We start from the raw sequence: 24,053 nt of genomic DNA, 5'->3' as shown, positions 1-24,053 counted from the left end.
CGTCAGCCGGTCGTCTCCATGCTCTGGGTGCCGATGACCGCCAGCAACCGCAGCGCCTGCTCCGAGGGCGAGCCGGGGGTCGCCGTGTAGATGATGACGCGCTGGTCGCGGTCGGCGATATCCAGCACGTCGCAGGCCACCGCGATCGGGCCGACCAGCGGATGGGCGAAGGTCTTGCACAGGGTGGGCCGGTCGGTCACCTCGTGGGCGTCCCAGAGCCGGGCGAATTCCGCACTGCCGGAACGTAGTTCGGCCACCAGGGCGGTGAGTTCCGGGTCGCCGGGGTAGCGGGCCGCCGCGGCGCGCAGGTGCCGCGCGGCGGTCCGGGCGAATTCGTCCGCGTCCGAGACCCCGTAGAGCCGCCGGCCCTCGCGGTGCGGGCCGAGATAGGCCCGCCGGATGAGGTTGCGGTCACGCCGGGACACGGCCGAGAAGTCCTCGAGCAGGGCGGCGGCCAGGTGATTCCAGGCGATGACCTCGTAGGTGGCCGACAGCACGACGGCCGCGGCGTCGGGTAGCCGATGCAGCAGGTCGAGGATGCTCTGACGAACCTCCCGGGAGGGGCCGGGCGGCGGTCCGGGCGGGACACCGGCGAGGTGGTGCAGATGATCGCGTTCGGCGTCGGCCAGCCGCAGGGCGCGGGCGAGCTGGACCAGGACCTCCCGGGACGGCTGCGGGCCGCGCGCTTGCTCGAGCCGGGTGTAGTACTCGGTCGAGATGAACGCCAGCTGCGCGACCTCCTCGCGGCGCAGGCCCGGGGTGCGGCGGCGCGACCCGGCGGGTAGCCCCACGTCGGCGGGGGTGATGCGCTCGCGCCGGCTGCGCAGGAAGCCGGCGAGTTCTGCTCTGTCCACCGGTCCAGTGTGCCAACCCGTGCGCGTCCAGCCAGGTACCGGTCGTACCTGGCTAGCTCCGGCGGACCGGTCCAGGCTCGTCGGTATGACCAACACATCGACCACCGCCACCGCCACCGCCACCTCGGGCCTGCTCGCCGGGAAAGTCGCCTTTATCACCGGCGCCGGGCGCGGCATCGGCGCGGCGGCCGCGCGGCTGTTCGCCCGCGAAGGCGCCCAGGTCCTGCTCGCGGCGCGCACGGAGACCGAATTACAGGCGGTCACCGCGGAAATCCGGGCGGGCGGGGGCACCGCCGACTACGTCGTCTGCGATCTGGGCGACGCGGCGAGCATCCAGGCCGCCGTCGACCGCTGCGTGCAGGTGTACGGGCGGCTCGACGCGGCGTTCAACAACGGTGCGACCGGGCAGCCGCCCGGGCCGATGGATCAGCTCGCACCCGCCGATTTCGACCAGGTGTGCGCCGTGAACTTCAAGGGGCCGTGGCTGGCCATGACCGCCGAGATCGCCGCCATCCGCGCCACCGCGCGGCGCGGTGCGATCGTCAACACCTCGAGCGTCGGCAGCCTGATGGGCAATCCCGCGCTGCCCGTCTACGGTGCGGCCAAGCGCGCGGTCAACAGCCTCACCGAATCGGCGGCCGTCACCTACGGCCCGGAGGGCATTCGCGTCAACGCCATCGCGCCGGGCACGACGCTCACCGAGATGCTGCACGAGTGGGACGCGAAGTCGCCCGGCATCATCGAGCAGCTCAATGCCGGGACCCCGCTGGGCCGCGCCGCCGCGCCGGACGAGATCGCCGAGGCCGCCGCCTGGCTGCTCAGCGACCGCGCCTCCTATGTGACGGGAACCGTCCTGCGGGTCGATGGCGGCATGCGCGCCTGAGCCGGGGCATCAACGCTCGAGGCCGACGGCCTGCAACGCGTCCAGATCCATGATCGCCGTGGCGGTGCGATGCACGATCGCGCGGCACACGTCGGCGGGCTGGAATTCGGGCATGAGGGCGCTGCGCCCGATCGTGATCATCCACGCGAAATAGGGGTAGAGGCACTGCTGCCGGTAGGCGAGCCACGCCTGCTCGAAGGGCAGCGCGGGGCCGCCCGCCGCGTGCAGGCGATCGAGGTAGAACGCGAGGAGATCACGTTCCCAGGCCCGGCGGTCGGCTACCGCGAGCCCGGAGGTGATCGTGTACGCGACGTCGAAAGCCCAACTGCCGCGCAGGATCAACTGCCAGTCGGTGAAGCCCATGGCGCCGTCCTGGCACACGTACGCGTTACCGATGTGCGGGTCGCCGTGCAGCAGTGTCTGCGCGCCCTGTTCGGCGATCAGCAGGGATTGCGCGCACGCGTCGTAGAGCTTGTCCTGCACGGGAGGCAGTGTGTCCGGCACGATTTCGGGGGCGCGCCGAAGGCCGACGGTCGCGCGCTTGCGCATACCGAGCAGCCGGTCGAAGTTGCTGAAATGCGCGCCCGGCGTCTTCAACCAGTCGCGCCGGGCCAGCTCGGGCGATTCCCAGTAGTGACCGTGCCAGACCGCCATATTCGCCAGTAGCCCCTGCATCTGGGCCTGGGTGATGGGATCCATCGGGGTGCAGAACCGCGCCTGCTTGGTGACGCTGATGTCTTCGAGCAGCGTGAGGGACCGGCCCGTGCGCGTATCCGCGGCGCCGAAATAGCCACGGGGCGCCTCGATCTCGAGTTCGGGGCGCAGGTGCTGGAAGAAACCGGGTTCGCCGGGCAGCGCGTGCGCCAGGTACTGCGTCAGCCGCTGGGTGAAGGTCAGGGTGGTCTTGGCGAACAGATGCTCGGGTAACTGCGCCTGCCTGCCCGCCTCGTTGTAGCGGAGGGTCGCCGTCCATCTGCTGGTCGTCCCGCCGCTGGCGTCGACGATGTCGAATGATTCCACTTCCGCGCCAGGATATTCGGCGGCCAGGATCCGGGTGAGCCACTGGGCGTCGATCTCGCTGGTGCGCATCGGAATCGCGCCGGCTCCGCGCCGGAAGACCTTCTCCGCCAGTCTGTGCCCGCCGAGTCGCAATACGCCGGGCAATACGCGCTCCGCGGGACCGTTGCGGGGTGTCTCGGCCATGTCCTCGCCCTTCCTCGGCTTGCCGTGCCGCACTGGCGACCTGGTGTAAGCGAGTATGCGGCAACGGATTCGGCGCAAGCGCGCCGTCGAGTGCGGGTGGCGCGGTTCGCCCGGGGAATGGCACGCGGGCTCAGGCCCCGGTGTCCCACCTGCGCTGGGCGCGCCGCAGTGTCCCGGCGTCGGAGTAACCGACGCGCCGGGCCAGCGCTTCCTGGGTGTCGTCCGCCGGGGATCGGTGCTCGACCAGGGTGCTGCGGGCGCGGTCGAGTTCCCGGGTCCAGGTGGTTCCCTCACCGGCGAGCCGGCGTTGCAGGCTGCGGCGGCTGGTCAGCAGGTGGCGTGCGACCCGGTCGATCGGCACGGGGCCGTCGCCCAGCATCGCGGTGAGCGCGTGCTGCACCTGGCTGGACCAGGTGGAGTCGAGGCGGCGCGGTGGCGGCAGCGTCAGCGCGCACCGGCGCAGCACCTCGGCCAGCGCGGGGTCGGCGGTGCGCAGGGGCAGCGCCAAATCGGCTGTCCGGAACGTGATCTGGTCGGTGGGTGCGCCGAAATCGATGCACCGGGTGCCGAATATGTCGGTGAAGTGCCGGTGCCGCCGCGGCGCGCGCTGCCGGAACCGGATCCGGACCGGACACACCTCACGCCCGGTGGCGAAGCGGGCCCGGGCGACGACCGCCGCGAGCGAGAACTGGGTGGCCAGTTGCCGTCCGCGCCCCTGGCCGCTGAGCAGCCGGAAATCGGCGTTCGCCTCGTCCTCGGACTCGCCCGAGACCGCGAACCCGATATTGGTGGTGATGAGGTCCGCATGCTGCTCGGCCAGCGCCAGCCCCTCGCCGAGTGTCGGCGCGGTGCTGAACAGGTAGTCGTGTAAACCGAAGCGCCCCAGCGTGTTCAGCAGGCCGATGTGCAAGGCGATATCGGGATTGTCGAGCCGATGTTCGATCAGCTCCCACAGCTGGAGTTGCACGGTGCTGGGCACCATGGCATCGCCCTCGTCGAGCAGCCACTGCGGCAGCTCCGCCGCCCGGGCCAGCCGTTGGCGCGCCGCCTCGGTCAGGCCGGCGTTGTCCAGGATGAACTTCGAGAACGAAACATTGTCCACCGTATCCAATTACGAACACCTATCACCGTCAACGACAAGCCGCGAAGGGCGGCAATCAGTGACACTAGACGACCGCCGCGGGCCGCCTCCGGCTCGACTCCGTGGCGCGGTTCGCCCGACATATTGGCACCATCAACACTTTTCGGCAGCACGACGTAGTGGCACCGTCGTACCGAAACCTTCGGACGCGAGCTGTTAGGACGACTGTGCCGCCTCGGAATTCCGCACCCGTCCGGCCCGGCGCGGCGATCTTCCACGGGTCGCCGCTGGCCCAGGACGATGCGCCGATCCCGTTGTACGCACCGGAATTCGCCGCGGACCCGCACCGCGTCTACCGGGAGATGCGCGCCCGATTCGGCTCCTTGGCGCCGGTGGAGCTCGCGCCGGGCGTCGGTGCCACGCTGGTGCTCGGGTACAACACCGCGCTGCGGATCCTCAACGATCCCGAGCGCTTTCCCGCCGACCCGCGCACCTGGCAGCAGCACATCCCGGCCGACTGCCCCGTGCTGCCGATCATGGCGTGGCGCCCCACCGCGAGCCGGAATTCCGGCGCGAGTTTCCACCGTTACCGGCAGGCCACCACGGCGAGCAACCGGGAGGTGGATCTGTACGCGTTGCATGCCCGGGTGGAGAAGATCGCGATCCGCCTGATCAACGGCTTCTGCGCGACCGGCAGTGCCGATCTGATCCGCGAGTTCGCCTTTCCGCTGACCTTCGAGGTCGTCAATGTCGTGCTCGGCTGCCCGGCGGCGATCGGGCAGCGCGTCGCCACCGGGATGGCCGCGCTGGTCGAGGGCGTCGACGCCGAGCGGGGCAACCAGATGATCAGCGCCGCGATGCTGGAGTTGGTGGCATTGAAGAAAGCCGAACCCGGCGACGACATCACCTCGCAGCTGCTGCGGCATCCGGCCGGGCTCGACGACGAGGAGATGATGCACCAGGTCGCGGGGCACTACGGTGCCGGGATCGAATTCCAGCAGAACCTGATCGCCAACGCCTTGCAGCTGATCCTGACCGACGACAGCTTCGGCGGCAGCGTGCTGGGCGGGAATCTGTCCACTCGCGATGCCCTGGACAAGGTCTTGTTCAACGACCCGCCGCTGGCGAATTTCCTCATCACCTATCCGCGGCAGCCGATCCTGGTCGACGATGTCTGGCTGCCCGCTCATCAGCCGGTCGTCGTCAGCATGGCCGCCTGCAACAACGACCCCGCGACCAGCGCCGACGATCACACCGGCAATCGCTCGCATCTGGCCTGGGGAATCGGTCAGCACGCCTGCCCGGCGCAGCCGCTGGCCTACCAGATCGCGCAGGACGCCATCGATCAACTCCTGGACGCCCTGCCCGAGATGCGCCCGGCCGCACCGGATGTCGCACCGGCCTGGCGGCCCGGTCCCTTCCATCGGGCCTTGGCGACCCTGCCGGTCACGTTCCCGCCCGCCGCTCCGCTGCCTGAGTAGCGGCCGCTATGGCCGCTCCCGGGACAGCAGGCCGTTGTCCATGGCGACTACGACGGCGTGGGTGCGGTCGCTGACATCGAGTTTGGCGAAGATGCGCAGCAGATGGGTTTTGACGGTGGCCTCGGCGATGGTGAGGCGCTTGCCGATCTCGGGGTTGGACAGGCCATCGGCGACCGCATGCAGGACGTCGGTCTCGCGGGTGGTCAAGGTGACCGGGTCGGGGCGGCGGATGCGGGCCACCAGGCGTTCGGCGACGCGGGGCGCCAGCACGGTGCGGCCGCGGGCGGCGGTGTGGATGGCCTCGACCAACTGTTCGCGGGTGGTGTCCTTGAGCAGGTAGCCGATGGCGCCGGCCGCGACGGCGCGTTCGATGTCGGCGTCGGTGTCGTAGGTGGTCAGGATGAGGACGTGGGTCGCGGTCCGGGCGACGATCTCGCGGGTGGCGGCGACGCCGTCCAGGACCGGCATGCGCAGATCGAGCAGGGCCACATCGGGTTTCAGGCGTTCGGCCAGGATGATCGCCTCGCTGCCGTCCGCGGCCTCACCGACGATCTCGATGGTCGGTTCGGCGGCGAGTAGGGCGGCGATACCGGCGCGCATGACGAGGTGGTCGTCGGCGAGGATCAGGCGGAGGCGTTCGGCCATGTCAGTTCCGATCGTTCACGGGCAGGGTCGCGAAGACGCGGGTGCCCGCGCCGGGGGAGCTGGTCACGGTGAGGTCGCCGCCGAGTTCGGTGAGCCGGGCCCGCATGCCGTTGATGCCGAATCCGCGGGCCCGGTGCGGTGTGAATCCGATGCCGTCGTCGGTGATTTCGAGTTCCACACCGGCGGGGCCGCGGGCCAGCACCACGCCGACCGTGCTCGCGCCGGCGTGTTTGCGCACGTTCGCCAGTGATTCCTGGGTGCAGCGCAGCAGGGCGATCCGGGTGGGTTGATCGCAGTCGACATCGGCCAGTTCGGCGTGCACGATCAGCCCGGTGTCCTCGGTGAGCCGGTCCAGGATGTGCCGCAGCGCGGGCGCGATCCCCTCGGCCGCCCCGCCGCGCGCCGGGGCCGCGCCGACGAGAACACGGGCCTCGGTGAGGTTCTCGCGGGCGGTGCGCTGGATCGACAGCAGCTGTTTGGCGCTGGACACCGGGTCGGTCTCGAGGCTGTTGCCGGCCGCCTCGGCCAGCACGATGATCGAGGCGAAACCCTGGGCGAGGGTGTCGTGGATCTCGCGGGCCAGGCGCTCGCGTTCCTCGGCCGCGCCTTGGCGCTGGTGCGCGGCGGCCAGTGCCGATTGGGTCTGTGCCAATTCCGTGGCGAGCACCCGGTTGCGTTCCTCGCCCAGCTTCAGCACCCGGTCCATCCACAGCCCGAGCAGGATGCCGCCCGCCAGCCCGATCATGGTGAACACGACATTGCCCGGGGAGTTCTGATCGCCGACCGCGGTCCCGAGCAGCGTGGCCACCGCCGCCGCGACGGTCCAGCCGATCGCCCCGCGCGGCGTCGCGGTGTACATCCAGAACATGGGCAGCGACACGATGAAGAACGCCGCGCCGCCGTCGAGCAGGACCGCGGTGCCGCCGAGCGCCAGCACCAGCAGGCCGAGAAATCCGGCCGGCCGGGCCAGCGGACTGCGCGGGAACGACTGCACGATCAGATAGCTCACCGCGAGCACGGCGATCTGTGCCCAGGTCCCGTACTTGGTGAGGTCGACGCGATCGTGCACCGCCACCACGGGCGGGCCCAAGCCGAACAGCACCCAGCAGCCGCTGTACCACCGCCGCAGGATCCGGACTCGATCCTCGGTGCGCGGCTGCTGGCTCATTTCGCTCAGCCTACTTTCACGGGCGAACGGTCCGCGGCGGTGGCGGCGGGGCGGGTGGGCCACCAGGTTCGATCGCCGAGCAGGAGCAGTGCCGCGGGCAGGATCACGATCCGGATGACGAAGGCGTCCAGCAGCACCGCCGCCGCGAGCACGAAGCCCATCTGCTTCATCTCCATGATGTGCAGCGGGACGAAGCTGGCGAAGACCGTCACCATGACGAACGCGGCACTGGTCACCACCCCGGCCGACCCGCCGACCCCGTCCAGGACAGCCTGCCGGGTGGGCACGCCGTGGTCGACGGCCTCCTTGATGCGGCTCAGCACGAAGACCTGATAGTCCATCGAGAGGCCGAACAGGATCACGAACAGCAGCAGCGGAACGCGGGAGCCGATCGTGCCGGTCGAGTCGAAGTCGAGCAGTCCTTCGGCCCAGGTCTGCTGGAAGACCACCGTGAGCAGGCCGAGCGAAGCGCCCGCCGAGAGCAGGTTCAGCAGCACGCCGAGCGCGCCCAGCACGGGGGAGCGGAAGGCGAGGGCGGTCAGCGCGAAGGTCACCAGCAGTAGTGCGCCGATGATCAAGGGCAGCTTCTGCTTCTGATGCGCCGGGTAGTCGGCGTAGCGGGCGACATCGCCGGTCACCGCGTAGTCGAGATCGGCGAGCCGACCGATGGTGGCGGGCACGTAGTCATCGCGCACCCGGTCCAGGGAGGCCACCGCCGCTTTGTCGCTGACGTGGTGCGGCACCGGCAGCTCCAGCAGGCTGACCCGGTTGTCGGACGAGGTGCGCAGCTGGAAGGTGCCGGTCAGCGCCGGGTCGGCCGCGGCCCGCTGGGCCAGGGCGCGCAGGGCGCCGGTGACCTCGCCGGTGCGCGCCGGGTCCGCCGCCACGACCACCTGGTGCATCGACTTCAGTTCCGGGAACGCGGTATTGAGCCGATCGAAGGTCTGCATGGCCGGGATGGCGCGCGGGTGGGTCTCGCGGCCCATATCGCTGAGTTCGAGCCCGAGCAGCGGTGCGGTGAGCGCGAGCAGCGCGAGCACCGAAACCAGCAGTCCGGCAACCGGGTTCGCCGCGATGCGGCGCAGCAGGAAGCCGGTGAACCGGCCGCCCCGCGAGGGTTCGCGACGGACCGGCGCCGCCTTCCGGGCGGCACGGTCGGTGAGCACCGTCAACAGCGCGGGCAGCGCGGTGAGCGAGCTGATCACCGCTACCAGGGTGACCAGAATGGCGGCGGTCGCGATCGAGGAGAAGATCACGTCGTCGGCGAGATACAAGGTGGCGGTGGAGATCGCGACGGCGAGGCCCGACACCACGACCGCTCGGCCCGAGGTCGCCGCGGCGGCTTCCACCAGCGCCCGGGAACTCAGTGTCCCGCCGGAGCGCGCCCGTTCCTCGCGTGCGCGTTTCAAATAGAAGAGCGTGTAGTCGACGCCGACCGCCAGCCCGATCAGCAGGATGATGTTGGTGCCGACACCGTTGTCCGGGAACAGATGCGAGGCGGGCATCGACAGCCCGATGGCGGCGACGATGGCGGAGATCGCCAGCAGCAGGGGCACCAGCGCCAGCGCCACCGACCGGAACACCAGCAGCAGCGTCAGCAACGTGACCGGCAGCGCGATCATCTCGGTGCGCGCCAGATCCCGCCCGCGCAGCGCCTCGACCCCTTTGCTGATGGAGGGCCCGCCCGTCTCCTCGATCAGCAGCCCGGGGTGCGCCCGCTGCACGTCCTCGGTCTGTGCCCGCAGCGGCGTCACGTGCTTCTTGCCGTCGAGTTCGGCGCCCGCCATGGTGACATCCACCCGCAGCGCCGTCCGGTCTGCCGAATACACCGGCGCGGCAACGGATGCCACCTCGGGCAGGGCGCGCATGCGTTCGACGATGTCCTGGGCGGCGCGGTCGGCGGACGCGTCCAAGCGCGCACCGTCGTCGGTGATGAGCACCCGCTCTACGGGCCGCTGCTGTAATCCGCCCGCGGCGGCGATGGCCTCACCCCGGCCGGCCTCGCCGATCCGGAAGTCTTCGGTGGCAGCCGGTTTCGCGCCGATCCCCATCCCGACCCCGAGGCACAGCGCCACGAACACGAACCATCCGACGATGGCGAGCCACGGACGGCGCGCACTCCACCCGGCCACGGCTATCAAGCGATTTCGCATGCCCTGAATGCTGCTCGCCGCACCGGTGCCGCCGACAGCATCGACCGGTCGAACTTCGTGTCCACCGATCGGTGGACACGAAGGACTCCGCGATCACTCCATGCCGCGTTTGCCCGGCGTCCAGAAGGGTTTGGTCAGGATGGCCTTGCGCGGCCAATGCCGTTCCTGCACAAGATGTTTGGCGATCTGCTGGATGGTGCGCGCCTCTCCGGCGAGGTAGGCGACGCCCGGTGCCGAGGGCAGCTCGAGCGCGCGGACCGCGTCGAGCAGGATCGCCGAGCCCGCGGCGGAGGCGTCGCCGCGCAACGGCTGGGCCAGCTCGGCGGCGCGCGGCAGGGGAAGACGATCCGCGGCGGTCGATGTCTCGATCGCACCGTATACGGCGACATCACCGGGGATCTCGCGCAGCATCGGGCCGAAGGCGACCGACGCGGTCTCCTCGCCCGCGAACAGGTGATACGGGGCATCGGGACGCAGCGTGAACGAGCCCTCGGGCCCGCGGAATCGGACCTGGTCGCCGACCTCGGCGGCGCGGCCCCACCGTGCGCCCGGGCCGTCGCCGTGATCCAGCACGCACAGATGCAACTGGCCGGCCTCTTGGTCGAAATGCCACACCGAGTAGGTGCGCAGGTCGCCGACGCGCGCGAACAGGCCGTCGGCCGCTTGATCGCCGGTGGCGATCCGAACCTGCTGGCCGGGCCGGAAACTCAGCGCCCGCAGCGCCTCGCCGCCCAGGCGGATGCGAATCATCCGAGCGGCGATGCGCTCGGTTTCCAGCACGTGAGCGGTGCTGAAGAACCGGTCGAGCAGCCGGTCGCCCAGGCCGCGTGCGCGGCGCTCGTCGCGCGCGGTGTTCTCGGTATGCGCCATGGAAATCCCTCGATCTCAGGTGTCAGTCGGTGTGCCGGCCGCGCTGACGGCGATGGTGGCGACGCTTGGCGTCGGTCTCGAGCTGCCGCAGTTCGCTTGTCGTCTCGGTGAGAATCGCGCGAACCTGATCGACCACGGCGGGATCGCCGTGCGCGTGCACGACCGCCGAGACCGCGGCCTTGAACAAACGCAGTGCGGGCTTGAGGATTTCGGCGGCGTCGGGATCGCGGAACATGCCCCACTCGCCGCGCTGGTCGGCCCGCGCCCAGATGCGCTCGACCCGGGCGCGGTTCGCCTCGACCTCGGCGTGCCCGGTGTCGTTGCTGTGGAAGACCTTTCGGCCGCTGTCGAGGACGAGGGTGACCAGCCCCTCGTCCTCCAGCTGCTGAAGTGTCGGATACACCGCGCCCGCGCTGGGCCGGTAGGAGCCACCGCAGCGATCTTCCAGCCGCGACATCAGCTCGTACCCGTGGCTCGGCTGCTCGGCGATGAGCGCCAGTAGCGCCAGCCGTAGTTCACCGGGGCCGAAGAAGCGTCCCGCGCCCGGCCCGATGTCGTCCCGTCCGGGAAAGCGTCGCGAGTCCACGAGCTCAAGATATATCTTAAGACATAGCTCGAGCAAGGGGATCTCAGCGTTTGCGGCCCGAGCAGACGTGCGATTTGGCTTGTTCCACCTGCTCATCGGTCAAGGGCGGCACCGGTAGCGGACGGCGCGGTGTGGTGTCGCCGCGCACGCCGTTGAGGCCGATGGCCAGATAGCGCTGCCACAGGTCCGCGGTGACCGGCTTGGCGAACTCGGCCAGTGCGCCGACCATGTGGACCAGCGCGAAGAAGTCCGAGGCCTCGATATCGGGTTGCAGCGCACCGGCCGCGCGAGCGCGATCGACGATCGCCGCGACGGTCGGCTTGATCCGGTCGCGCATCAGGGCGAAGCGCTCCCGATCGTTCTCGAGTTCGAGCATCACCTCGCTGAAGCCCCGGTTCGCGGCCAGGTGGGTGCAGGCGTACTCGAAGAATTGCACGAGCGCCTCCCACGGATCCGGGTGCGCGGCAGCGGCTTCCGCGGCGCTTCCGAATTCGGTGACGCTGGCCTCGAAGACCTCGGCGATCAATTCCTTCTTGTTGGCGAAGCGGCGGTACACCGTCCCGACGCCGACGCCCGCGCGCTCGGCGACGTCATCGAGGGTGGTCTCGAGTCCGCGATCGGCGAAAAGGTGCTGGGCCGCCTCGATGATCCGCTGGTGGTTGCGGGCGGCGTCGGCGCGCAGACGCCGAGGTTGGGCCCCGGTAGTGGCGTGATTCACAGGCACATCCTAGGCAAAAGCGGGATTAAGCGGAGGCGTTTCCTCCGTTAAGGTGATAGCTTAGCTCGTAAGCGGAGAACATGCCTCCGCATCAAGACTTGGGACAAAGGGGACACATGACTACCACGTTCGACCGTGGGGCACCTGCCCCCGAGAAAACGGATCCGGGCCGCCGCGGCTCGCATGCCTTGCGCTGGTGGGTGCTCGCCGTACTGGGCGTGGCACAGCTCATGGTCGTGCTCGACGCGACCGTCGTGAACATCGCGCTGCCCGCGGCGCAGGCGGACCTCGGCTTCAGCGATGGTGACCGGCAATGGGTGGTCACCGGATACGCGCTCGCCTTCGGCAGCCTGTTGCTGCTCGGCGGTCGGCTCAGTGATCTGTTCGGCCGCCGCAATACCTTCATGCTCGGCCTGATCGGTTTCGCGGTCGCCTCCGCCATCGGCGGCGCGGCCACCAGTTTCGAGATGCTGGTCGCCGCCCGCGTCGGCCAGGGCGTCTTCGGCGCGCTGCTCGCCCCGGCCGCACTGTCGCTGCTGACGGTCACCTTCACCGAACCGAAAGAGCGGGCCAAGGCCTTCGGCATCTTCGGCGCGGTCGCCGGCACCGGCGGCGCGCTGGGCCTGCTGCTCGGCGGCATGCTCACCGAATGGGCCTCGTGGCGCTGGGTGATGTTCGTCAACCTCGCCTTCGCGGCCGTCGCCCTGGTCGGCGCGGTCATGCTGCTGGCCAAGCACGTCGTCACCGAGCGGCCCAAGCTCGATATCCCGGGCACCCTCGTGGTGACCGCCGCGCTGTTCGGCATCGTCTACGGCTTCTCCCACGCCGAATCCACCAGCTGGACCAATCCGGTCACCCTCGGCTTCCTGATCGGCGGCGCGGTACTGCTCGCGGCGTTCGTGTGGCTGGAGACCAAGGTCGCGAATCCGCTACTGCCGCTGCGCATCGTGCTGGACCGCACCCGCGGCGGGTCGTATCTGACCGTGTTCGTCATGGGCATCGGTATGTTCGCCATCTTCCTGTTCCTCACCTACTACATGCAGCTGAGCATGGGCTACTCGCCGATCACGACCGGCCTGGCATTCCTGCCGATGGTCGCGGGCATGATCGCCTCCTCGACCACGGTGCCCTCGCTGCTGCTGCCCAAGGTCGGCCCGAAGATCGTGATGAGCGGTGGCTTCCTGGTCGCCGCGGCGGGCATGGGCTGGCTGACCCAGATCAGCCTGGACAGCTCCTATGTCACCCACATCCTGCCGGCGCTGGTCCTGATGGGTCTCGGCCTCGGTGGTGCGATGTCGACCGCCTTCCAGGGCGCGACCGCCGGGGTGCGGCACGAGGACGCGGGTGTCGCCTCGGCGATGATCAACACCAGCCAGCAGGTCGGTGGCTCGATCGGCACCGCGCTGCTGAGCACCATCGCCGCCTCGGCCGCCGCCGACTACATCGGTGCCCATCAGCCGGGCGCGCTGACCGTGGCGCAGGCCCAGATCGAGAGCTACACCACCAGCTTCTCCTGGGCCGCCGCGATTTTCGTGGCGGGCGCGGTGATCACCGCGTTCCTGATGCCGAATACGGTTCCGGCGCCCTCGGAAGGGGAACCCGTAATCGTGCACTGATTTATCGGTGCGCACGACACAACGCCCGCGTCAACGGTGACGTGGGCGTTGTGCTGTCTCGGGCCGCGGCTAGTCGTCCGGACCGGCGCGCCGGTTGCGTTTGGTGACGCCCCGGCGCTTCTTCGCGGCGATGCGCCGCTCCTTGGCGCCGCGCGACGGTTTGGTGGCGCGGCGCACGGGCGGCGGGGCGGCCGCCGCCGCGCGCAGCAGCGTGAGCAGGCGTTCGCGGGCGGCCGCGCGGTTCTGTAGCTGGGCGCGCTGCTCGGACGCGGCGATCGTGAGCACACCGTTGACCAGCCGGGTGGACAGGCGTTCGAGCATCCGGTCGCGCAGCGACTCCGGCACGGAAGGGGAGTTGGCGAGATCGAAGGACAGCTCGACCCGGCTGTCGGTGGTGTTGACGTGCTGCCCGCCCGGACCGGACGACCTGGAGAACCGCTCGCGTAATTCGGCCGCGGGGATCACCAGCGCCCGAGTCACGATCATGTCCTCTGCCATATCCGGACGACGCTCTTTCCCGCGAGCTGACCGATCGGTTTCGGTGCAGCGTCGCCGTCCACGATAGCGCCGGCCGATGCGGGCGGCGGTCGTCAGTTCTCCGCGGCGCGCTCCTGGGCGAAGGAGTTCAGGAAGGCGCGCGGCGCGGTGCCGTTGACGGCGTGGTCGCCGAGCAGCGCCGCCTTGTACGCGGCGGGGTTGTGCGAGGAGACGGTGCGGGCGTTGCGCCAGTGCCGGTCCAGGCCGAGCCCGGATTTCACGGCGGTGGCGCTGCCCGCGTCGAAGAGCCGCCAGGCCGCGGCGCCGACGAGTTCGGTGTTGGCCACCTGGGTCGCGGCCGAATCGAGCAGGGCCTGCTGGGCGCGGCGCGGAGACGGGTCGGCGTGGAACGCGTCCAGCGTGCGCGCCAGTTGCAGGACGTTCGCGCGTGCGGAGTACGCCTTGGTCCAGACCTCGCCGACGATCTGGGAGACCTGCGGGTCGGCGCTCGGGTCGGGTGTCGAGGCCAGGGGGTAGGAGCGGGTGCGGCCGCGAACCAGGGCGGCCAGATCGTCGGCGACGGCGCGGGCGATCCCGGCCTGGGTGGCCGAGAGCACGAACTGGTAGAACGCCTCCATGTAGTCGTTGGCGAGTGGGTTGTGGTGGCGCAGGAGGTAATCCGGATCGACCGGCACCTCGTCGAAGACCGCTGTGCCGCTCGCGGTCAGGCGCTGGCCGAAGCCGTCCCAGTCGTCGAGGATGGTGACGCCCGCACTGCGCCGGGGAACGATGGCCGAGACGAATTCCCCGTCGTCGATCACCAGCACATTGAGCCAGTCGGCGTAGAGGCTGCCGGTGGTGTAGTACTTGCGGCCGGACAGCAGGTAGCGGTCGCCGTCGCGGCGCAGTTCGGTCGCCAGGGCGGTCAGGTTGGGTGTGGCCAGTTCGGCACCGGCGGGGCCGAAGAATTGCCCCGCGGCCGCCGCGCGCAGCAGGGTCTCGCGGGCCGGGCCGGGAGCGGCGAACCGGAGGATCTCGGTGAGGCCCAGGTGGCCGCGAAAGATCTGCGCCACATTGGAATCGCCCGCGGCGATATCGATCAGCACCTCGGCGATGGTGCTCACCGGCGCCCCCGCGCCGCCGAATTCGACCGGCACCCGCAGTGCGCCCGCACCGGCGGCGAGCAGGCCCGCCAGTTGATCGGTCGGCAGCTTGTGTTCGGCGTCGCGGTCCGCCGCCTCCGCACCCAGTCCGGCGACCGCCTCGGCGATGACATCCAGTCGTGCGCGCAGATCGTCGGCCGCAGCCATAACACCCCGTTCGTCGAAGATATCTCCCGAAAACTACAGCGCGTCAATGCATTTGCCGGAAGACATCCGATCACGGTGGTCGCAACTGTTCCCAAACCGCCCGTGCGGGCCGCACGATATCGGGTGGAACCAGGGACTTCGCTCGAACCAGCTCACTTCTACGAACGGACGTTTGTACGTGTCTGATGTCGTCGGCAACGAGCCGCTGATTCACGTTTCCGACGAGGTCGAGGCGGCGCTCGCGCAGCGGCGTCCGATCGTCGCCTTGGAATCGAATGTGGTGGCGCACGGATTCACCCGGCCGGAGAATCTCGCGGTCGCCCGCGAGGTCGAGGCGGTGGTCCGCGCCGGTGGCGCGGTGCCGGCCACGATCTTCCTCGCGCCCGGGCGCATCGTGGTCGGAGCGAGCCCGGAAGAGCTCGAAACACTCGCCACCGCAAGCGATGTGGCCAAGGTGACCACCCGCGACATCGCCGTCACGCTGGCGCGCAGGGCCTGGGGCGCGACCTCGATCGCGGCCACCATGGCCATCGCCGACCGGGCCGGGATCACGACGGTGGCCTCCGCCGGACTCGGCGGTGTGCACCGCGGCGCGGAAACCTCGATGGATATCTCCGCCGACCTCACCGAACTGGCCCGGACCCGGTTGATCGTCGTCTGCGCCGGAGTCAAGAAGATCCTCGATGCCGGGCGCACGCTGGAGTTCCTGGAGACCCAGGGCACACCGGTGATCGGGTACGGGCACCGTGAGTTCCCGGCCTTCTATTGCCGCGGTAGTGGTTTCGATACGCAGGCGCGGATCGACGACCCCCGCGAGATCGCCGAGATCGCCCGGCTGCACCTCCGGCTCAACAAGACCGGCTCCGTGCTGGTCACCCATCCCATCCCCGTCGCGGACGCGCTCGACGGCGACCGCATCGAGGCCGCGATCGTGCAGGCGCTGGCACGTGCCGCGGCCGAGCGGGTCAGCGGGCCCGCCGTCACCACGTTCGTGCTGCGCGCCGTCGACGCCGCGACCGGCGGCGCCGCCGCGGCCGCCAATCGCGCGGTGCTGATCAGCACCGCCCGCGCGGCCACCGAGATCGAGGTCGCGCGCGTCGCCGCCGCGTCGGAGGTCGACCGAATCGTCAACGCCCGGGAGATATCTCATGTCAACTGACGCCGCACACTCGGTGCTGCTCTTCGATCTGGACGGCACCCTGCTCGATACGCCGCGCGCCATCGCCGAACAGTTCTCGATCGCCGTGGAACAGGTCACCGGCGTGCATCCGGGGGAGGAGGCGGCCCGGCGGCTGATCGGCGCGCCGCTGGAGCGGATGGCGGGTGCGCTGTCCGGTACGGATCCGGATTCGCCCACCGCGCAGGCGGTTTCGGCGGAATACCTGACTCGCTATCGTGAACTGATCGTGCCGAAGGCCGCCGACCTGCTGTTCCCCGGGGTGCGGGCGGGCCTCGAACGGTTGACCCGCCACGGATTCGTCCCGGCCGTTGTCACGAGCAAGCGCCATGAGAGTGCCGAGCTGATCCTGGCGGCGGCGGGCATCCGGGAGTTGTTCGCCGTCGTCGTCGGCGCGGACGAGGTCGCCCATCCCAAACCGCACCGCGCGAGCGCCGATGTCGCGCTGGCGGCGCTGGGCCGCCCGGACACGGGACCGCACGGCGCGGTCGTCGGCGACACCGCCGCCGATATCGGACTCGCCGTCGCCCTCGGTGTTTTCGGGATCGGCGTCACCTTCGGCGTCTACTCCCACGAGCAGATCATCGCGGCCGCACCGGATTTCATCGCCCACAGCTTCGACGACGTCACCGGCGCGCTGCTGCGCCGCAGTGGAGAGTGAGCCAGCCCATGACCGCATGGACCCGCCCGAGCACCGAGCCCGTCGATATCGAGAAGTACCTGGGCGTCAATGTCTTCGTCCTGCCCGCCCAGCCGGGCCTGATCGCGCTGCACACCGAGGCCCGCGACGCGGAGACGGACCAGGCCCGATTCGTCCGCGCGACCCAGCGCATCATCCGACTGCTGCTCGAACACGCGCTCTCGCACCGGGACCATCGCCCGCGCCCGGTCACCACGCCCACCGGCTTCGTCTTCGACGGCGTGGAACCGGCCTCCACGACGTTGTACGCCGTCTCGATCCCGCGGGCCGGTGACGCGCTCGAAAGCGGACTGCGCGAGATCCGGCCCGACACCCGCTTCGGCAAGATCCTGATCCAGCGGGACACCGTCACCAAACAGCCGACACTGCACTACAGCAAGCTGCCCGCCGGGATCGCGGGCAACGAGGTGCTCCTGCTCGACCCCACCATCGCCACCGGCGGCACCCTGCTGACCGCCGTCAACGAACTCGTCGCCGCCGGGGTGGAGGAGCACCGCATCCTCGTGGTCAACGTCCTGACCTGCCCCGAGGCGCTCGCCACCGTCCTGTCACGGCGGCCGGACCTGCGCATCATCACCTCACACATCGACCAGACCCTCACCGACCAAGCCTTCATGCGACCCGGCATCGGCGACTTCGGTGATCGGTTCCACGGCACCACCGCCCGGGCGTGAGAGTACGGAGCCCTGGGTGAATCTGCTCGATCTGCTCGATGCACAGGTACTGGAACATCCGAACGCGATTGCCGCCGCCGATGATTCGGACACCTTGACCTTCGCGGACCTGTCCCGCCGCTCGCTCGACGTGGCACGAACTCTGCACGCCGCCGGTGTCGGGCCGGGCGATACCGTAGGCGTCTTCCTGCACCCCTCGGCGCATCTGGTCGTCGCGGTGTGGGGCATTCTGCGCGCGGGTGCGACGTATGTACCACTGGCCGTGGACTATCCGGCCGAACGCCTCGGTTACATGGCCGCCGACAGTGCGCTGCGCGTGGTGCTGACCGACCGGGGTACCAGCGAACTCGCCGCCCGGATTCTGCCCGCGGGGGTGCGAATCCTGCGGGTGACCGAACCGGTCGGCGATCGCGCGTTGCCGGTCGAGCACCGACCGGCCGCCGATGCTCCCGCGTACACGATCTACACCTCGGGCACCACCGGCGCGCCCAAGGGCGTGGTGATCCAGCATCGCGCGATCGCGAATCAGATGACTTGGCTCGCAGCCGAACTCGGGCTCGGTCCGGGGGCGCGGATCTTGCTGAAGACGCCGGTCAGCTTCGACGCGGCGCAATGGGAGTTGCTGGCCAATGCATGTGGGGCGACGGTTGTGGTCGCGCCGGCGGGCACACACACCAGCCCGGACGGCATTCTGGAACGTGTTGTCCGCGCGTCGATCACGGTGTTGCAGTGCGTGCCGACCGTCTGGGCGGAGTTGGCCGCGCTGCCGGGCATCGGCCGTGCCACGACCCTGCGGACGGTGGCCAGTGGTGGCGAAGCGCTGCCCAGTGCGCTGGCGGAGCGGTTACGCGCTGCCATCCCGCAGGCCCGCATGATCAATCTGTACGGCCCGACCGAGACCGCGATCAACGCGACCTGGTTCGACTTCACCCGGGCGGACCTCACCGGCACGGCGATCGTGCCGATCGGCGTCCCCGTCACCGGATGTGTCGTCGCGGTCGTGGACGAGCAGGGTCATCCGAGTACGGCCGGTGAATTGCTCATCGGCGGAATCCAGCTCGCGCAGGGCTACCGCAATCGCCCCGGCATCACCGCCGAACGATTCCCGGACCTCGCAGTGGAATCCGGCCATCCCGAACGCTGGTATCGCACCGGCGATCTGGTGCGCCGCCGCCCCGACGGCGCCCTGGCCTTCATCGGCCGCAACGACGAGCAAGTGAAGGTGAACGGCCACCGCGTCGAGACCAACGAGGTTCGGGTGTGGATCGAAAAGCACGACTGGGTGCGCACCGCCGCGGTCGTCCCCTGGGTGAACGAACGCGGCGTCACCCAACTGGCCGGCTTCATCGAACTGGATCCCGAGGAAGCCCCACTGATGGATCAGGGCCAAGCCGGGCGCCATCACCGGTCGAAATCAACCCGCACCCAGGTAACCGCCCAACTCAGTGACCTCGGCCTCCGCCCGATCACCACCGAGCCCGAACTGCGCCTCCCCGGCGCCGCCCCCACCCCCGACCAGCGCCAACGCGCCTTCGCCCGCAAGACCTACCGCACCTTCGCCGCCGACCCCATCGACCTCACCACAATCGAAGCCGTGCTGCGTCAGTTGCCCGATCACCTCACCCCCGCCGAGCAGCCGCTGCCCAGCCCTGCTCACCCGGCCGCGGAACCTTCGCCCAGTCCGGCCGATCCCGCCGCCAAGACGCTGCCCGCGTCGGAGCGCCCGATCGCGCGGCCCCTGGCGGATGTCCCGGCCCGCCCCACCGCAGAGCGCCTGGGTACGCTCTTGCGCTGGCTCGGTCCGTTCCATAGCCCGGATCGCTTGCTCCCCAAGTACTCCTACGCCTCACCCGGAGCGCTCAATGCGACCCGGATCTACTTGGAGACGGAGGGTGTTCCCGGGTTGGCGGCGGGCACCTACTACTTCCATCCGGTGCGGCACGCGCTCTACCGCGTCGGTTCGGCCGGTCGGCCCGGCATCCGCCTGCATCTGATCGGCCTGCCCGAAGTGATCGAGTCCGTGTACTCGACCAATGTGCGCGAGGTCCTGCAATTCGAGGCGGGTCATCTCCTCGGCGTCCTGGACGAGGTGAGCGCGGAGTTCGGCTGGCAGGTGCGCACCGTGCCCGCCGTGCACGAGCTCACCGACGGGCTGGCGACCGTGAGCGTCGAGATCGGCCCGCCGGAAGCCGTGGTGGCGTCGCCGGTCGCGATCTACGTCCAGGTGCAGGGCACCGTGGCGGGCGCGCGCCACGGACTCTACGAATTCACCGGCACGGGGTTACGGTTCGTGGCCGACGGCAAGATCGAACGACGGCACGTGATCGCCATCAATCAGCGGACCTATGACCGGGCTCCGTTCGGTGTGGTGCTCGCCGTGCAGCCGGGGTCCGGGTGGTCCGGATTCACCGAACTCGGGCGGGCGCTGGCGCATCTACAGCAGATCGGCACCCGGCACGGTCTCGGGTTCATGTCGGCGGGATATGCCTCGCTCACCGGCCGCGACCTCCCGTCGGCCCGGCGTTTCGACGACCTGCTCGGCACCCGCGCACTGAGTTACTTCGCGCTGGCCGGCCGGGTGACACCGGAGCAGCTGGCCGCGACGGATATGGCCGAGGACGCCGTCCACATGCAGGGCCCGGAGGAACTGCTCAAGGACGACCTGCGCGCGGTGCTGCCGCCGTACATGGTGCCGCCGACGATCCACGTGCTGGACCGTATTCCGCTGTCCCAGAACGGGAAACAGGACCGCACAGCACTGACCGAATTGGCCGTGGCATTGGGTGCGCGACAGGCGCGGCCCAGCGACCCGCCCGCGACCGCCCGCGAGATCGAGGTGGCCCGGATCTGGTCGCAGGTGCTCGGCTACACGCCGGTCTACCGTGCCGACGATTTCTTCGCACAGGGCGGCAATTCCATGTCGGCGCTGCGCCTGCTCCGCGCCCTGGAGCAGCAGTTCGGGACCACACTGCCGGTGCGGACCATCTTCCGGGCGGCCACGGTCGCCGAGTTGGCCGCTGCCACTGTCGATTCCGCACCCGGATCGCGATTCCTGCGACTGTCGGGAGCGGCCGAGCCGACCGCCACCACGGTGCTGTGGCCGGGATTGGGCGGCTACCCGATGAGCCTGCGCACACTCGCTGGCGGGCTGGCCCAGCACGGGCACGCCGTCTACGGCGTGCAGGCCCGCGGCCTCGAGCCGGGCGAGACCCCGCACGATTCCCTCGACGCGCTCATCGCCGACGACCTCGCCGAACTATTGGATCTCGAGCTGCCGCAACCCTTTCGCCTCGTCGGATACTCGTTCGGCGCGCGCGTGGCGGCAGAGGTGGCGCAGCGGCTCGTCGCGGCCGGGCACGAGGTCGAAGAGCTGGTACTGATCGCCCCGGGCTCGCCGGTCATCGCGGGCATCCCGGATGACGCGCAAGTCCGTTACGACAGCAGGTATTTCAAGCGCGTTCTGGCCTCGGTGTTCAGCGGCCGGATCGATCCGGGCTATGTGGCCGACCTCGACGAGAACGTCGGCAGCCGTGCGGAATTCATCGACCTGGTCGCGGCCAATGAGCCCGGCTTCGCCCGCGCGACGATCGACCGTATCGTCGCGGTGGTGGAGCGGACCTACGATTTCCGGTCACACCCGGCGACGGTCGATCAGGAGTTGCTCGACCACAGCCTGTATCTGCGGGCCCGCGGCGACGGCCCGTCCTTCGCCGACATTCCCGTGGCTCCGCTGCGGCTGCGCGGCTGTCCGGTGAGCAATCTGCCCTACCACCACTACGACATCATCACCGCCGGCGCCCTGGATATCGCCGCGGCGGTGCTGGAACACACGATGAACAGGGAGCTGGTCTGAATGCCGCACGTAGAGATCTCGCACTATCCCGCCGACCTGCCCGAAGACGTCCAGCAGCGGTTGGCGGCGGCCATCGTCACGGCGGTCACCGAGGCCTTCGGCGTCCGCGAGGGCGCGGTATCCATCGGCCTCGACGGCGTGGACCGGGAGGACTGGCAGCAGCGGGTGTACCGGCCGCTGATCACCGACCGCGCCGCGGGCACCGCGCTGCTGCGCGCCCCGCAGTACTGATGGGCGCGAAAGCCGACACCGCGACGTCCGTGGGATTGGCGGCCCCGGCCGTCGCCGTCGCGCTTCTCGCGCTGAATCTGCGGCCGGGCATCACCACGGTCGGGCCGGTCCTGGATTCGGTCATCGAGTATTTCGGCGCGGGCGTAGTGGCCGCCGGTCTCATCACCGCCGCACCGGTCATCGCTTTCGCCGTGGTGAGCCTGGCGACGCCGTTCGCGCTGGCCCGGATCTCGCTGCGGCACGGCCTCTACGCGGCGCTGGCGCTGATCGGGGTGAGCCTGGCGGTCCGGCCGTGGGGTGATCTCGCGGTCTTCGTCGTCGCCACGTTCACCTCGGCGCTCGGTGTCGGGCTGCTGGGAGTGCTGCTGCCCGCGGTCATCCGCGCGGTCGGCAATACCCGGACGCTGGTCAGCAGCTTCACCACCGCCCTGCAAGCCGGTGCGGCGCTCGGATTCGCCGCCGCGGTGCCGCTGTCCACCGCGCTCGGTGGGTGGCGCTGGGGGCTGGCGGTGTGGGCCGTGCTCGCGCCGATCGGCATTCTCGCCGTGCGGTATTCGCCGCTGGGTGCGGGGGAGGCGCGACCGGAGAGCGCGGTCGAGAACCCGGTCGCGGTGCTGCGGCGCACGCGAATGGTGGGCCTGGCGGTGTTCTTCGGGCTGCAGGCGCTGCTGGCGTTCGTGGTGATCGGCTGGCTGCCCTCGGTCCTCGCGGACGCGGGTATCGGTGCGCAAGCCGCGGGCGGCTACCTCGGCATCCTCACCTGCACCGCGGTGCCGATCAGCCTGATCGTGCCGCCGATCGTGGCCCGCTCGGCGCACCCGTCGCGGTGGCTGTCCGGGTTCAGCGCCTGCAGCGCGCTGGGCGTCCTCGGTTTCGCGCTGGCGCCGGCCGCCGCCCCGCTGCTGTGGTCGCTCGTGCTCGGTGTCGGGTTGTCGGTGTTCTCGCTGGTGCTGACCGTCGTCACCGTGCGGGCGGGCAGCACGGGGGAGGCGATCGGACTGTCCGCCGCGGTGCAGGGCTTCGGTTATCTCCTCGCCGCCGTCGGGCCGTACGCCTTCGGGGTGCTGCGGGAGGTCGATGCGGGCTGGGGGCTGCCGCTGGGCGCGCTCCTGGCCACGGCCGTGGTGCAGACCCTCGTCGGCTATGCCGTCGGCGACCCGGAGCCGGCGGATCAGAACGAAGCAAAAACAGTGGGAGGCAACGACATATGACGGCAGCCGCCGTGGCGAAGGTCGCCGATCTGCTCGACGACCGCAGCCATCACATCGAATTCAACGGGCACCTCACCAATCACGTCAAACACGCCGTTGTCGCGCTGGCCGCGATCGGCGCACCGGAACAGGTCATTCGCGACTACTACAAGAACTACGCCGAGCTGACCCCCTACGGCTTCCCGCTCGAACCCCAGCGCCCGGTCACCCAGGTCATCGACGCGGGCAACTGGCGCGAATTCATCGGCCGCCGTGCGCATTTCAGCGCCTACTGTGCCTTCTTCGACGCCGAGATCGCCGAGCGCGGAATCACCGCGGCGGTCGGCGAATACGCCCCCGAGCTGCTGCGCGGCTGGATCGGCGCGTTCACCCACGCCACCATTCACCTGGGCTGGGCGCTGTGGGCGGAGCATCCGGGAATGACCGCCGAAGCGCTGGCCTACCTGGCCTTCTCCTTCGTGCGGGTCGTCGACGGTGACCGGCCCGCCTCGACGGCCGCCGATCCGCTGGACTCGCTGCTGGGCCTGAGCGCGAGCTGGGAGCGGGATCCGGCTTTTCGCCGGGCGGTCGAATCGGTCATCGACGACACCAACGCCTTCTCCGAACTACATCCGGAACTGAACCGCTCCGGCCTGCAGGCGCGCGTCGCCGGCGTCGCACTCACCGGCATTCCCGAGCTGATCGGCGCCACGGCGTGGTCCGGCCCGGACCGGCGCACGCAGGTCCGGCGCGCGGTCACCCTGCTGTATCTGGCGGTGCCGGGCGACTTCGTGGTGCTCCATCTGATCACCTCGTTGTTCGCCCTCGAGGTGATCGCCGACACCCTCGAGGCAGCGGAAGATACTGTGCACGACCTGTTCTGGGCCGGACTGCGCATCATCGCGGCGGCCGAGCGCAAGATCCCGGCCGAGCACAAACTACGCGAACTCGCTCGACTGTACGACGGTGCCGCGCCCGACGAATCCGGTGCCGCCGCCACCGATTTCGAGTTCAGCGCGCGCCGCGCCTGGCTCGAGGACGAAGAACACAATCCCAAGCTGGTCTTCGTCCTGCGCTCCTGGTGGGACGACGATCCCTGGAGCGCGTACCGGCACGCCGCCGGACAGTTCACCCATACCCCGGACCTGCCCGCCAGTTTCGAAGCACCCCCGAACGATTGAAC

The 24,053-nt window shown here is 69.9% G+C and carries 21 protein-coding genes; 10 read left to right on the top strand and 11 right to left on the bottom strand.

Going from position 1 to position 24,053, the window contains the following annotated elements:
- Positions 1-2 precede the first annotated feature (2 nt).
- The gene (locus AB0H76_RS20285) at positions 3-854 is read right to left on the bottom strand and encodes a helix-turn-helix transcriptional regulator (protein WP_357325844.1); all 852 of its coding nucleotides are present in this window, start codon (positions 852-854) and stop codon (positions 3-5) included.
- A gap of 85 nt (positions 855-939) precedes the next feature.
- Here AB0H76_RS20285 and AB0H76_RS20280 point away from each other — a divergent pair, with 85 nt between their 5' ends.
- Positions 940-1,737: a glucose 1-dehydrogenase gene (locus AB0H76_RS20280; RefSeq protein ID WP_357325842.1), complete on the top strand. Its 798-nt coding sequence runs from the start codon at positions 940-942 to the stop codon at positions 1,735-1,737.
- Between the two features lie 9 nt (positions 1,738-1,746).
- On the opposite strand, the gene AB0H76_RS20275 is transcribed toward AB0H76_RS20280, so the two are convergent.
- Together AB0H76_RS20275 and AB0H76_RS20270 are read right to left on the bottom strand one after the other, a co-directional pair.
- Entirely contained in the window at positions 1,747-2,940 is a 1,194-nt protein-coding gene (locus AB0H76_RS20275; protein WP_357325839.1) for a phosphotransferase, read from the bottom strand.
- A 130-nt stretch (positions 2,941-3,070) separates the two neighbouring features.
- Complete coding sequence (locus AB0H76_RS20270) at positions 3,071-4,042, bottom strand: AraC family transcriptional regulator ligand-binding domain-containing protein (RefSeq protein WP_357326271.1); 972 nt, start codon at positions 4,040-4,042, stop codon at positions 3,071-3,073.
- Between the two features lie 206 nt (positions 4,043-4,248).
- On the opposite strand from AB0H76_RS20270, the gene AB0H76_RS20265 reads away from it, so the two are divergent.
- Positions 4,249-5,502, top strand: a complete 1,254-nt coding sequence (locus AB0H76_RS20265) for a cytochrome P450 (protein WP_357325836.1) — start codon at positions 4,249-4,251, stop codon at positions 5,500-5,502.
- A gap of 6 nt (positions 5,503-5,508) precedes the next feature.
- Here the strand turns inward: AB0H76_RS20265 and AB0H76_RS20260 are convergent, their stop codons facing one another.
- The 6 genes from AB0H76_RS20260 to AB0H76_RS20235 form a co-directional block, all read right to left on the bottom strand.
- The gene (locus AB0H76_RS20260) at positions 5,509-6,147 is read right to left on the bottom strand and encodes a response regulator transcription factor (RefSeq protein WP_357325834.1); all 639 of its coding nucleotides are present in this window, start codon (positions 6,145-6,147) and stop codon (positions 5,509-5,511) included.
- A gap of 1 nt (position 6,148) precedes the next feature.
- Positions 6,149-7,315, bottom strand: coding sequence for a sensor histidine kinase (locus AB0H76_RS20255; RefSeq protein WP_357325831.1), 1,167 nt, complete (start codon positions 7,313-7,315; stop codon positions 6,149-6,151).
- 5 nt (positions 7,316-7,320) lie between these two features.
- Positions 7,321-9,468: an MMPL family transporter gene (locus AB0H76_RS20250; RefSeq protein ID WP_357325829.1), complete on the bottom strand. Its 2,148-nt coding sequence runs from the start codon at positions 9,466-9,468 to the stop codon at positions 7,321-7,323.
- Between the two features lie 93 nt (positions 9,469-9,561).
- Positions 9,562-10,338: a siderophore-interacting protein gene (locus tag AB0H76_RS20245; protein ID WP_357325826.1), complete on the bottom strand. Its 777-nt coding sequence runs from the start codon at positions 10,336-10,338 to the stop codon at positions 9,562-9,564.
- A gap of 22 nt (positions 10,339-10,360) precedes the next feature.
- Positions 10,361-10,924, bottom strand: coding sequence for a PadR family transcriptional regulator (locus AB0H76_RS20240; RefSeq protein WP_357325823.1), 564 nt, complete (start codon positions 10,922-10,924; stop codon positions 10,361-10,363).
- Positions 10,925-10,967: 43 nt separating this feature from the next.
- Entirely contained in the window at positions 10,968-11,642 is a 675-nt protein-coding gene (locus tag AB0H76_RS20235) for a TetR family transcriptional regulator (protein ID WP_357325820.1), read from the bottom strand.
- 116 nt (positions 11,643-11,758) lie between these two features.
- Here AB0H76_RS20235 and AB0H76_RS20230 point away from each other — a divergent pair, with 116 nt between their 5' ends.
- A complete protein-coding gene (locus AB0H76_RS20230) occupies positions 11,759-13,258 on the top strand; it encodes an MFS transporter (RefSeq protein WP_357325817.1) in 1,500 nt (499 codons plus the stop codon).
- 69 nt (positions 13,259-13,327) lie between these two features.
- Here AB0H76_RS20230 and arfB read toward each other — a convergent pair whose 3' ends face one another.
- Together arfB and AB0H76_RS20220 are read right to left on the bottom strand one after the other, a co-directional pair.
- Complete coding sequence (arfB, locus tag AB0H76_RS20225) at positions 13,328-13,744, bottom strand: alternative ribosome rescue aminoacyl-tRNA hydrolase ArfB (RefSeq protein ID WP_357325815.1); 417 nt, start codon at positions 13,742-13,744, stop codon at positions 13,328-13,330.
- A gap of 104 nt (positions 13,745-13,848) precedes the next feature.
- Positions 13,849-15,045 carry an acyl-CoA dehydrogenase family protein gene (locus AB0H76_RS20220; RefSeq protein ID WP_357325812.1) on the bottom strand — a complete coding sequence of 399 codons (1,197 nt, stop codon included), beginning with the start codon at positions 15,043-15,045 and terminating at the stop codon, positions 13,849-13,851.
- A gap of 178 nt (positions 15,046-15,223) precedes the next feature.
- Between AB0H76_RS20220 and AB0H76_RS20215 the strand changes: the two genes are divergently transcribed.
- Genes AB0H76_RS20215 through AB0H76_RS20185 form a run of 7 tightly spaced genes read left to right on the top strand, consistent with a single transcriptional unit; the run spans position 15,224 to position 24,051 of the window.
- Complete coding sequence (locus AB0H76_RS20215; RefSeq protein ID WP_357325809.1) at positions 15,224-16,204, top strand: pseudouridine-5'-phosphate glycosidase; 981 nt, start codon at positions 15,224-15,226, stop codon at positions 16,202-16,204.
- Positions 16,194-16,883 carry an HAD family hydrolase gene (locus AB0H76_RS20210; RefSeq protein WP_357325806.1) on the top strand — a complete coding sequence of 230 codons (690 nt, stop codon included), beginning with the start codon at positions 16,194-16,196 and terminating at the stop codon, positions 16,881-16,883. Before AB0H76_RS20215 ends, AB0H76_RS20210 begins: the two co-directional genes overlap by 11 nt.
- Positions 16,884-16,891: 8 nt before the next feature.
- Complete coding sequence (gene upp, locus AB0H76_RS20205; RefSeq protein ID WP_357325804.1) at positions 16,892-17,596, top strand: uracil phosphoribosyltransferase; 705 nt, start codon at positions 16,892-16,894, stop codon at positions 17,594-17,596.
- Between the two features lie 16 nt (positions 17,597-17,612).
- Positions 17,613-21,449, top strand: coding sequence for an amino acid adenylation domain-containing protein (locus AB0H76_RS20200; RefSeq protein WP_357325801.1), 3,837 nt, complete (start codon positions 17,613-17,615; stop codon positions 21,447-21,449).
- Positions 21,450-21,680 carry a hypothetical protein gene (locus tag AB0H76_RS20195; RefSeq protein WP_357325798.1) on the top strand — a complete coding sequence of 77 codons (231 nt, stop codon included), beginning with the start codon at positions 21,450-21,452 and terminating at the stop codon, positions 21,678-21,680. It abuts the gene before it with no gap.
- Complete coding sequence (locus AB0H76_RS20190) at positions 21,680-22,891, top strand: MFS transporter (protein ID WP_357325796.1); 1,212 nt, start codon at positions 21,680-21,682, stop codon at positions 22,889-22,891. Before AB0H76_RS20195 ends, AB0H76_RS20190 begins: the two co-directional genes overlap by 1 nt.
- Positions 22,888-24,051 (top strand): questin oxidase family protein, encoded by a 1,164-nt coding sequence (locus AB0H76_RS20185; RefSeq protein WP_357325793.1) that lies wholly within the window; start codon positions 22,888-22,890, stop codon positions 24,049-24,051. Before AB0H76_RS20190 ends, AB0H76_RS20185 begins: the two co-directional genes overlap by 4 nt.
- The last annotated feature ends 2 nt before the right edge of the window (positions 24,052-24,053 follow it).

The organism is Nocardia sp. NPDC050712 (assembly GCF_040654295.1).
Classification (GTDB): Bacteria; Actinomycetota; Actinomycetes; order Mycobacteriales; family Mycobacteriaceae; genus Nocardia.
Note: the sequence above shows the minus strand (reverse complement) of the source record. Positions and strands in the feature narration are given on the sequence as shown.

Bases quoted from the DNA above. Each gene is read 5' to 3' on its own strand.
- AB0H76_RS20260 (WP_357325834.1), bottom strand. From the start codon at position 6,147: ATGGCCGAACGCCTCCGCCTGATCCTCGCCGACGACCACCTCGTCATG.
- AB0H76_RS20195 (WP_357325798.1), top strand. From the start codon at position 21,450: ATGCCGCACGTAGAGATCTCGCACTATCCCGCCGACCTGCCCGAAGAC.
- AB0H76_RS20210 (WP_357325806.1), top strand. From the start codon at position 16,194: ATGTCAACTGACGCCGCACACTCGGTGCTGCTCTTCGATCTGGACGGC.
- arfB (WP_357325815.1), bottom strand. From the start codon at position 13,744: ATGATCGTGACTCGGGCGCTGGTGATCCCCGCGGCCGAATTACGCGAG.
- AB0H76_RS20230 (WP_357325817.1), top strand. From the start codon at position 11,759: ATGACTACCACGTTCGACCGTGGGGCACCTGCCCCCGAGAAAACGGAT.
- AB0H76_RS20255 (WP_357325831.1), bottom strand. From the start codon at position 7,315: ATGAGCCAGCAGCCGCGCACCGAGGATCGAGTCCGGATCCTGCGGCGG.
- AB0H76_RS20250 (WP_357325829.1), bottom strand. From the start codon at position 9,468: ATGCGAAATCGCTTGATAGCCGTGGCCGGGTGGAGTGCGCGCCGTCCG.
- AB0H76_RS20190 (WP_357325796.1), top strand. From the start codon at position 21,680: ATGGGCGCGAAAGCCGACACCGCGACGTCCGTGGGATTGGCGGCCCCG.
- upp (WP_357325804.1), top strand. From the start codon at position 16,892: ATGACCGCATGGACCCGCCCGAGCACCGAGCCCGTCGATATCGAGAAG.
- AB0H76_RS20220 (WP_357325812.1), bottom strand. From the start codon at position 15,045: ATGGCTGCGGCCGACGATCTGCGCGCACGACTGGATGTCATCGCCGAG.
- AB0H76_RS20280 (WP_357325842.1), top strand. From the start codon at position 940: ATGACCAACACATCGACCACCGCCACCGCCACCGCCACCTCGGGCCTG.
- AB0H76_RS20275 (WP_357325839.1), bottom strand. From the start codon at position 2,940: ATGGCCGAGACACCCCGCAACGGTCCCGCGGAGCGCGTATTGCCCGGC.
- AB0H76_RS20245 (WP_357325826.1), bottom strand. From the start codon at position 10,338: ATGGCGCATACCGAGAACACCGCGCGCGACGAGCGCCGCGCACGCGGC.
- AB0H76_RS20185 (WP_357325793.1), top strand. From the start codon at position 22,888: ATGACGGCAGCCGCCGTGGCGAAGGTCGCCGATCTGCTCGACGACCGC.